We start from the raw sequence: 5,007 nt of genomic DNA, 5'->3' as shown, positions 1-5,007 counted from the left end.
GGGCCACCGGCTGCGCCGGCTTCGAGGCTCTGGCGCAGCTCCGGCGGGATCCGGATCGCCGCGCCCGGGCGCAGCAGCAGCACGTCGCGGCCGCGGTCGAGCTGGGCGGCAGGCTTCATTTCACCCACCAGGAAGGCGTGGGTGTCGTCGGGGCGCAGCGCGGTGATGGTGCCGACCGGGAAGCCCGGCGGGAACCGCCCGCCCAGGCCGGAGGTGACGATCTCATCGCCCACTTCCACGCCCGCGCTCAACGGAATGTCGCGCAGCTGCAGGGTGTCGCCGCGGCCGTAGACGATCAGGCGCACGCCGTTGCGGGCCACGGTCACCGGCACGGCATGGTCCGGGTCGGTCAGCAGCAGCACGGTGGAGGTACCACCGGTGGTGCTGATCACCTGCCCCATCAGGCCACCGGCGTCGATCACCGCCTGCCCCACGTGTACGCCATCGCGGCTGCCGGCATCGAGCACCAGGCGCTGCTTGACCGGGTCCAGGTCGATATCGAGGATCGGCGCCAGCTGCACGTCCAGGCCACTGCGCTCGGCCACGTTCAGCAGCTCGCGCAGCTGGGCGTTGTCCAGCGCAGCGGTCTGCAGGCGGGTCAGGCGCGCATTGGCCAGCAGCAGCTGGTTACGCAGTTCGCGGGTCTCGGCCACCAGCTGGCCATGGCTGGCCGCGTTGTCGCGCACCTGGTTGCTGAGCTTGCCGGGCAGGCCGGCCAGCGCCCACACCGGCTGCACCAGCGTGTCGGCCTGGGCGCGCACGCGCGCCAGCCAACCAGCCTGGTCGTCCAGCACGATCAGGATGATGGCCATGGCCAGGTAGGCGAGCAGTCGCAGCGGACTGGCGGCGTCACCGGATCGGGAGGCTACGGGAGGACCGGCGTAAGGCGGCACGGCAACAGTTCAACCAGCAAAGGGCGAAGGGGAAACACGGCGGCGCCCCACCGGTGCTGGCCCGCAGCAGCGGGCCACACCCCGGAAGGGCGCTGCAGGAACGATCAGGCGGCAGGCCTCAGTCCGGCGCAAAGAACTCGTTGCCGTGCATGTCGACCAGTTCCAGCGCACGACCGCCACCGCGGGCCACGCAGGTCAGCGGATCGTCGGCCACCTGCACGTGCAGGCCGGTTTCTTCGGAGATCAGGCGGTCCAGGTCGCGCAGCAGGGCGCCACCACCGGTCAGCACGATGCCGCGCTCGGCGACGTCGGCACACAGTTCCGGCGGGGTCTGCTCGAGGGCCAGCTTGACCGCGCTGACGATGCCCGACAGCGGCTCGTGCAGGGCCTCCAGCACTTCGTTGGAGCTGATCTTGATCATCTTCGGCACACCCTCGGCGAGGTTGCGACCGGAGATTTCCATCTCGATGACCTCGGCCTGCGGGTAGGCGCAGCCCAGCTCGACCTTGATGCGCTCGGCGGTGGCTTCACCGATCAGCATGCCGTGGTTGCGGCGCACGTAGTTGGTGATCGACTCGTCGAAGCGGTCGCCACCGATGCGCACCGAGGCCGAATAGACGATGCCGTTCAGCGAGATCACCGCCACTTCGGTGGTGCCGCCACCGATGTCGATGACCATCGAGCCGCGCGCTTCGGTGACCGGCATGCCGGCGCCGATCGCCGCGGCCATGGGCTCTTCGATCAGGAACACGTCGCGGGCACCGGCTTCCTCGGCCGATTCACGGATGGCGCGGCGCTCGACCTGGGTCGAACCGGCCGGCACGCAGACCAGCACGCGCGGGCTCGGGCGCAGCACGCGGGACTTGTGCACCTTCTTGATGAAGTGCTTGAGCATCGCCTCGGTGTAGGTGAAGTCGGCGATGACGCCGTCCTTCATCGGGCGGATGGTGGTGATGTGGCCCGGGGTACGGCCCAGCATCTGCTTGGCTTCGGCGCCTACGGCTGCCACCGAGCGGGTGCCACCGATGGCACGGTCCTGGCGCACGGCCACGACCGAGGGCTCGTTCAGAACGATACCCTGGCCACGCACGTAAATAAGGGTGTTGGCCGTGCCCAGGTCGATGGACAGGTCGTTGGAGAACATGCCACGGAGTTTCTTGAACATCTGAGGAAGGAGTCCTGAGGGGTGTCGTGCCCGCCGCGGGATGGCGAAAAAATGGGCAGAATTCGAGGCCGACAAGCCTAGCAACCCGCTCCCCGGCGAGCAAGGAAAAAACTAGCTGAACCCGCGACTTGGCTGGGTTTCGGCCTGATCGGGCATCACCCGGTTCTGGCCCTGAGCGGCACCAGCAGGTAACCTTTGCGCCGTCGGGCGCCCAAGGGCGCCATTTGCTTGCTGGCCGATGCCGGCTGGCCACCTCCAAAATTCACCGCATAGGCTTACATCGATGTCCGCTCTGATCTGTGGTTCTCTTGCCTTCGACACCATCATGGTGTTCCCGGACCAGTTCAAGAATCACATCCTCCCGGACAAGGTGCACATCCTGAACGTGTCCTTCCTGGTCCCGCGCATGCGCCGCGAACTGGGCGGCTGCGCCGGCAACATCGCCTACAACCTGAAGCTGCTGGGCGGCAGCCCGATCCCGATGGGCACCGTCGGCCAGGACTTCGCTCCGTACCGTGAGCACTTCGAGCGCATGGACATCGACCTGAGCCAGGTCCGCGTGCTGGAAGACATGTTCACCCCGCAGTGCTTCATCACCACCGACCACGACAACAACCAGATCACCGCGTTCCATCCGGGCGCGATGATGCGTTCGCACGAGAACCACGTGAAGGACGTGCCGGGCGTCACCTTCGGCATCGTCGCGCCGGACGGCCGTGACGGCATGATCCAGAACGCAGCCGAGTTCCTGGAATGCGGCATCCCCTTCATCTTCGACCCGGGCCAGGCGCTGCCGCTGTTCAACGGTCCGGAGCTGCGCGATTTCATCGAGCAGGCCGATTACGTGGTGGTCAACGACTACGAGTCGAACCTGCTGCAGGAACGCACCGGCTGGGACGAAAAGCAGATCGTGAGCCGGGTGAAGGCCTACATCACCACCCGTGGCCCGAAGGGCGCGGTCATCCACACCCCGGAAAAGAGCTACGACATTCCACCGGCGCATGAGCGCCGCGTGGTCGATCCGACCGGTTGTGGCGACGCCTTCCGCGCCGGCCTGATCTACGGCATCGAGAAGGGCTACGACTGGCTGACCATCGGCCGCATGGCCAACCTGATGGGCGCGCTGAAGGTCGAGCACCCGGGCACGCAGAACCAGCGCTTCACGTTTGAAGAGTTCCACGACCAGTTCAAGCAGCAGTTCGGTTACGCGCTGGGCGCGTAAGCCGAACTGCCCGCGCATTCCACCTTATCCCCGCGCCTTCGGCGCGCCCCCTTGAACAACAAGGGGGCTCTCCACCCGACGCGTTATCTGGAACTGCCCTGGCAGGTGTCGACCTTGGTCGACACTGCCCGCCGGGCATGGCCCGGCGCTACCGGAACCTCCGGTCGACTCGTTGCCTGCTCTCTGTAGAGCCGATCCCATGCTCGGCTTTCGCGCCCCGCGCGACCTGACCGCAGAGCAGCCGAGCATGGGCTCGGCTCTAAACGGTCATGCGGCCTGCCAGGCGGCCAACAACGCGCGGCAATCGGCGAAATGCCAATCCGCGCGGCCCGGCCACGGGTTGTCGGGCAGGTTGACCAGCACGGTGCGCGCGCCGGCGGCGCGGCCGCAGTCCAGGTCGTAGGCGTGGTCGCCCACCATCACCGCCGCGTCGGCACCGATGCCCCAGCGCCGCAGATGCTGCTGCACGCCGTCGGGTGACGGCTTCGGCACCGCTTCATCGCGGCCGATGATGCCGCCATCGTCAAACAGATCCCCTACCCCGATCGCGTCCAGCGTCAGCTTGGCCAGCGCATGGTCGTTGCGGGTCAGGATGCCCAGCTGGCAACCGGCTGCGGCCAGCGCGCGCAGCAGTTCGACCGCGCCGGGCGCCGGCAGCGCGCCTTCGGCCAGCTCACGCTCGTGGGCCAGCAGCCAGGCGTGCTTCCGCGCCGCCTCCGCACCCGGCAGGCCCGCCAGGTGCACGAGGATGTCCGCGCTGGGCGGGATGCCCAGCTCGCGCTTGATGCGCTCGAAATCATGCATGGCCACGGTCAGCGTGCCATCCATGTCGAACACCCAGTGGCGCACGGCCGACAGTGCCGGCGCGACCACGGCGGTGGCCGTCACTTCCACCACTGCGGCATGCGGCTGGTGTCCACGCCGCCGGTCTCGAACACGGCCGTGCGGGTGCCACCGGCCTTCACCGGGAACTCGATGCTGATCGACTTGCCCTTCTGCGCCAGCTTCCACAGCGCCTTCTGGTCGGTGATGAACATGGCGATGGCCTCATCGGTCTTCGGCCGCCAGGCCGCCATCGAGATCGGCTTGCCATCGTCCACGGCCACCTTCACCGTGCACTGCGGGCAGCGGAAATCACCGGCCTGCAGCACCAGGTAGGCGTGGCGCTTCCATTCGGGATGATCGCGGAACACCAGCTGCACCGGCTTGGCGCCGCTGCCGTCCACATCCACCCGTTCCTTGCTGTAGATGGTGGCCGAGACCTGCTTGCCCTTGCTGCCGACCGGAATCTCGTTGTACTGCCACAACGCCTGCATGCGGCGCAGGTCGCGCGCGGCATCGCCCTTGGCCTTCACTTCATCGAAGCCGGCGGCGATGCGCTCGGCGGCGGCGGTGTCCTTGTACTGGTCCAGCAGCGAACCACCATGGATGCGCGCGCGTTCCCAGTCCTGCGCGGCCACGGCCGCGTCGTACTGCTTGGCGACGTCCTCGGCCTTGGCTTCCTTCTGCGCCTGGGCGGCGGCAGCGGCGGCTTCCTGCGCCTTGCGCTCTTCCTCGGGGTTGCTGCAGGCGGCCAGGGCCAGGGCGCAGGCGGTGATCAGGATCAGACGTTTCATGCGGAAGTCCTTTGCGGGTGCCTTTCTGTAGAGTCGAGCCATGCTCGACTGGCCGTCCAACAGCAGTCGAGCATGGCTCGACTCTACAAAAAAAGCGCCGGGGGATGCCCG

The 5,007-nt window shown here is 67.6% G+C and carries 5 protein-coding genes; 1 reads left to right on the top strand and 4 read right to left on the bottom strand.

What is annotated here, in order from left to right; genetic code table 11:
• Both mreC and DCO49_RS19345 read right to left on the bottom strand, forming a co-directional pair.
• On the bottom strand, window positions 1-893 hold an 893-nt coding region (mreC, locus tag DCO49_RS19350), incomplete at its 3' end, for a rod shape-determining protein MreC (RefSeq protein WP_116865374.1).
• A gap of 118 nt (window positions 894-1,011) precedes the next feature.
• A complete protein-coding gene (locus tag DCO49_RS19345) occupies window positions 1,012-2,058 on the bottom strand; it encodes a rod shape-determining protein (RefSeq protein ID WP_079223402.1) in 1,047 nt (348 codons plus the stop codon).
• Between the two features lie 283 nt (window positions 2,059-2,341).
• On the opposite strand from DCO49_RS19345, the gene DCO49_RS19340 reads away from it, so the two are divergent.
• Window positions 2,342-3,280, top strand: a complete 939-nt coding sequence (locus DCO49_RS19340; protein ID WP_079223403.1) for a carbohydrate kinase family protein — start codon at window positions 2,342-2,344, stop codon at window positions 3,278-3,280.
• A 267-nt stretch (window positions 3,281-3,547) separates the two neighbouring features.
• On the opposite strand, the gene DCO49_RS19335 is transcribed toward DCO49_RS19340, so the two are convergent.
• Both DCO49_RS19335 and DCO49_RS19330 read right to left on the bottom strand, forming a co-directional pair.
• Entirely contained in the window at window positions 3,548-4,168 is a 621-nt protein-coding gene (locus DCO49_RS19335) for an HAD family hydrolase (RefSeq protein ID WP_256644558.1), read from the bottom strand.
• Window positions 4,165-4,896 carry a hypothetical protein gene (locus DCO49_RS19330; RefSeq protein ID WP_116865372.1) on the bottom strand — a complete coding sequence of 244 codons (732 nt, stop codon included), beginning with the start codon at window positions 4,894-4,896 and terminating at the stop codon, window positions 4,165-4,167. The genes DCO49_RS19335 and DCO49_RS19330 overlap by 4 nt, the downstream gene beginning before the upstream one ends.
• Between the last annotated feature and the right edge of the window lie 111 nt (window positions 4,897-5,007).

The sequence above is a fragment of the Stenotrophomonas sp. SPM genome (assembly GCF_003105135.1).
Lineage (GTDB): Bacteria > Pseudomonadota > Gammaproteobacteria > Xanthomonadales > Xanthomonadaceae > Stenotrophomonas.
The sequence above is the reverse complement of the archived record's forward strand: the minus strand, read 5'-3'. Positions and strand labels throughout refer to the sequence as shown.